This window comes from Cellulomonas septica (assembly GCF_012396155.1).
GTDB lineage: Bacteria > Actinomycetota > Actinomycetes > Actinomycetales > Cellulomonadaceae > Cellulomonas > Cellulomonas septica.
This window is the reverse complement of sequence record NZ_JAAXOY010000342.1, coordinates 1-3,752: the sequence shown is the minus strand read 5'-3', so window position 1 is coordinate 3,752 and position 3,752 is coordinate 1. Positions and strand designations below refer to the sequence as shown.

Below are 3,752 nucleotides of genomic sequence, written 5' to 3'. Positions count from 1 at the left end.
CGGCGCCCACGAGGTGCGCCGCGGCGGTGGTGAGGCCCGCGCGCGCGGTCGTCACGGCCTCGGCCGACTCGCGCCGCAGCTCGACGAGCCGCCGGCCGATCCGGTCGTACACCTCGGTCCCGAAGATCTTCTGCAGGAGGCCGCGGCGCTGCTCGGGGTCGGCGCGCAGGAACCGCGCGAACTCGCCCTGCGGCAGCACGATCGTCTGCACGAACTGGGTGCGGTCGAGCCCGACCACGCGCTGCAGCTCGGCGCCGGCCTCGTCCAGGCGGGTCGACAGCACCTCGCCGGTCGGGACGTCGTCGAGGTCGCCGCTGCCGTCGTCGTCGGGCGCGAGCCGCCACAGGGTGATGGACGGCTGCTGCCGCACGGTCCCGGTGCCGCGCTTCTTGGGACGGTCGTAGCCGGGGCTGCGCCGCACCCGGTAGACGCCCGACGCGACCTCGAAGGTCAGGTCGACGACCGTCGGGACGTCGTCGGCGGCGTAGGCGGACCGCAGCCGGTCGTCGCTCGCGTCGGCGGACGCGACCTTGCCGTAGAGCGCGAACACCACGGCGTCGATCAGGGTCGACTTGCCCGACCCGGTCGGGCCGTCGAGCAGGAACAGCCCCGACGCGGCGAGCGCGGCGAAGTCGACGGTGTGCCGGCCGGCGAACGGCCCGAGGGCCTGCACGGTGAGCGTGCGCAGCTGCATCAGGCGCTCCGCTCCGCGGCCAGCACGTCCTCGTACGCCCGGCGCAGGACGTCGATCTCGACGTCGGTGGCGTCGGCGCCCGTCACGTGCCGGACGAACTGCGCGGCGACGTCGACCGGGTCGTGCGCCGCGGTCACGAGCGCCGCGCCCGTCGACCGCACCTGCTCGGGCGCACGGTGCTGGACGACCAGAGCGTGCGGGAACCGCTGCGTGACGCGGCGGTAGAGGTCGGTCGGGCGGTGCGCGTCGGTCACGGTGACGCGCACCCAGTCGTCGACGTGCGGCTCGCCCGCGGCGCCGAGCAGGTCGTCCAGCGTGCCCGTGACCTCCGCGAGCCGGCGCGCGACGGGCGCGGGCACGAGCTCGACGGACGGCTGCTCGCCGGAGAGGTCGACCAGCGCGGTCGACTTGGTGTGCCGCAGCTCGGAGAACGAGTACGCGAGCGGCGACCCGGAGTACCGCAGCGTGGTGCCGTCGGGACCGGCGACCCGCTGCGGGCCGTGCAGGTGGCCGAGCGCCACGTAGTCGACGCCGGCGAACGCACCAGCGGGGACGTGCTCGACACCGCCGACCGCGAGGTCGCGCTCGGACTCGCTGGCCACGCCGCCCACGACGAACGCGTGCGCCGCGACGACGCTGCGGACCCGCCGCCCCCGACGGGCCGAGCGGCGTGCGTCGACGTCGGCCCGCACTCGGCGCATCGCGGCGCCGACGACGGCCTCGTGCGACCGCGCCGGCACGCGCCGCTCGCCGTCGGGGCCGTCCTCGGTCAGCGCACCGCGCACGGTGTCGGGGTCGAGGTACGGCAGGCCGTAGACGAGCAGCTCGCCGTCGTCGGACCCGAGCGCGACGGGCTCGTGCAGACCGGCGACGCGGGTGCGCAGCCGGACGCGCTCGCGCATGAGCGCCGACCCGAAGCCGAGGCGGGTCGCGGAGTCGTGGTTGCCCGACGTCACGACGACGGTGGTGTGCTCCGACAGCCGGGCGAGCGTGTCGGACAGCAGGCTCACGGCCTCCACGGGCGGGATCGCGCGGTCGTACACGTCACCGGCGACGACGACGGCCGCGACGGACTCGGCGCGCACGACGTCGACCAGGTGGTCGAGGTACGCCGCCTGGTGGTCGAGGAGGTCGACCCCGTGCAGCGTCCGACCGAGGTGCCAGTCGGAGGTGTGCAGGATCCGCATGCCGAGGACGCTAACCGCCGCGTCCGACACGACGGCCCAGGCGGTCCGGAGCGTCGTGGACGCCGCCGTGTGATCCCGGGCTGTGGACGGCTCGCGCCCGCCGCGCGGTCGACGGGTCAGCCGCGCCTCGAGCGCGGTCGGCGGGTCAGGCGGGCTCGGGCACCGCGAGGGGCGGCTCGGCGGCGAACTCGTCGCCCATGCCGATCATCTCGAGCACGTCGCGCAGCACGCGGTGCGGGTCCTGCAGCGTCACGGGGATGCCGGCTTCGCGTGCCGCGAGGTGCAGCTGGAGGACGAACGCGATGCCGGAGGAGTCGATGAACGTGGCGTGCGTGGTGTCGACCACGACGGGGTCACCGCTGATGAGGGCGCGGGCCATGGTCGCGCTGGCCTCGTCGCGCAGCGCGGCGTCGACCTCGCCGACGAGGACGACGACCGTGCGGCCGTCCTGCTCGTCGACCCGGATCGTCCCGGCGGCGGCGGTGTGGTCGATCAGCTCCATGGCTCCTCACTCCTGCACGTCCGGACCAGGGGGCCCGGCGGCCTGACGACGGTATACGCCATCTCCGACGCCGCCACTCGAGAGCACCAACGGCCGTCGGCCTGCATACGTTCCCCGCGCGCCGCATCCGTTCCGCGGTGTTCGTCAAGAATCGACCGCTCGACGTGGCAGGTCAAGGCTGAGTCGGACGCCTGTACAACCTGAGTCAAGGGTCGTCACAGGAACTCCCCGAGACGGTCAACGTGCGGTCAGCCCTCCGGCTCCGTCACGTCGGCCACGGTCGCGTCCAGCGCGCGCACCAGGTCCGCGCCGTCGACCGTCGCCGCGACGCCGTGCGCGCCCGCCCCGATCGACACCGACCGGTCCGGGACGCGCGAGTCGGCGACCACGGGCCAGGCCGTCAGGGACCCGAAGGGCGTGATCGTGCCGCGCTCGTAGCCGGTCACGTCGCGCGCGGTCGCCGCGTCGGGCATCGAGAGCCGGCTCACGCCGAGCAGGGCGCGCAGCTTGGGCCACGAGATGGTCCGGTCCCCGGGCACGAGGACGAACAGGAAGTCGTCGTCGCCGCGCCGCACGACGATCGTCTTGACGATGTCGGCGGGCTCGACGCCCCGCGCGGCGGCGGCCTCGGCGAGCGACCGCACGGGACCGTGCCGCGTGATCGTGTACCCGATGCCGGACGCCTCGAGCGCCGACGCCGAGCGCCGCTCCCCGTCGGACACGTCGCGCGCCTCGGACACCTCGCGCGCCGCACCCCCGGCCGCCTCGTGCACGTCCCCGGACCCGGCCGTCTCGCTCATCCGGCCACTGTAGGGGCGTCGGCCCAGCGCGCACGTCCGTCCCGCACGACGAGGTGCGTGCCCGTCCAGCGTCGCCGCAGCCACCGGTCGTGCGTCGCGACGACGACGGCGCCGGGCGACACGTCGAGCGCGTCGACGAGCTCGTCGGCGAGCCGGACAGACACGTGGTTGGTCGGCTCGTCGAGCAGCAGCACCCCGGGCGTCCGGGCGACGAGCAGCGCGAGCACGACGCGTCGACGCTGCCCCACGGACAGCTCCCGCAGCGGCCGGTCGACGTCGCGCGGTGCGACGAGCCCGAGGTCGACGAGCCGCACCGGGGCGGGCAGGTCGGCTGTCACGGCGTCGTAGAGGGCACGGGGCGTGCGCGCGTCGTCGGCGAGGCCCACGTCCTGCTCGAGCAGCGCGACCTCGACCCCACGGGCCCGCTGCACGGATCCGCGCGACGGCGCCAGATCGCCCGCGAGCAGGTGCAGCAGCGTCGACTTCCCGGCACCGTTCGGCCCGCTGACCAGCACCTTCGCGCCCGCCGCGAGGTCCAGCGACGGGACGACGAGCCGCCCCGGCACCTC

At 75.2% G+C, this 3,752-nt stretch carries 5 protein-coding genes; all 5 read right to left on the bottom strand.

Annotation, left to right across the window (positions count from 1 at the left end):
- The coding region (locus tag HGA02_RS12880; protein WP_168679343.1) for an AAA family ATPase at nucleotides 1-694 on the bottom strand (694 nt) is incomplete at its 3' end.
- Nucleotides 694-1,881, bottom strand: coding sequence for an exonuclease SbcCD subunit D (locus HGA02_RS12875; RefSeq protein ID WP_168679342.1), 1,188 nt, complete (start codon nucleotides 1,879-1,881; stop codon nucleotides 694-696). The genes HGA02_RS12875 and HGA02_RS12880, both read right to left, overlap by 1 nt.
- A 145-nt stretch (nucleotides 1,882-2,026) precedes the next feature.
- Nucleotides 2,027-2,383: an STAS domain-containing protein gene (locus tag HGA02_RS12870; protein WP_124341775.1), complete on the bottom strand. Its 357-nt coding sequence runs from the start codon at nucleotides 2,381-2,383 to the stop codon at nucleotides 2,027-2,029.
- Between the two features lie 248 nt (nucleotides 2,384-2,631).
- The gene (locus HGA02_RS12865) at nucleotides 2,632-3,183 is read right to left on the bottom strand and encodes an aminoacyl-tRNA deacylase (RefSeq protein ID WP_168679341.1); all 552 of its coding nucleotides are present in this window, start codon (nucleotides 3,181-3,183) and stop codon (nucleotides 2,632-2,634) included.
- Nucleotides 3,180-3,752 (bottom strand): ATP-binding cassette domain-containing protein (locus tag HGA02_RS12860; protein WP_246247750.1); only part of this gene is annotated, 573 nt, incomplete at its 5' end. The genes HGA02_RS12865 and HGA02_RS12860, both read right to left, overlap by 4 nt.

Coding starts and splice junctions, on each gene's coding strand:
- HGA02_RS12875 (WP_168679342.1), bottom strand. CDS start 1,881: ATGCGGATCCTGCACACCTCCGACTGGCACCTCGGTCGGACGCTGCAC.
- HGA02_RS12870 (WP_124341775.1), bottom strand. CDS start 2,383: ATGGAGCTGATCGACCACACCGCCGCCGCCGGGACGATCCGGGTCGAC.
- HGA02_RS12865 (WP_168679341.1), bottom strand. CDS start 3,183: ATGAGCGAGACGGCCGGGTCCGGGGACGTGCACGAGGCGGCCGGGGGT.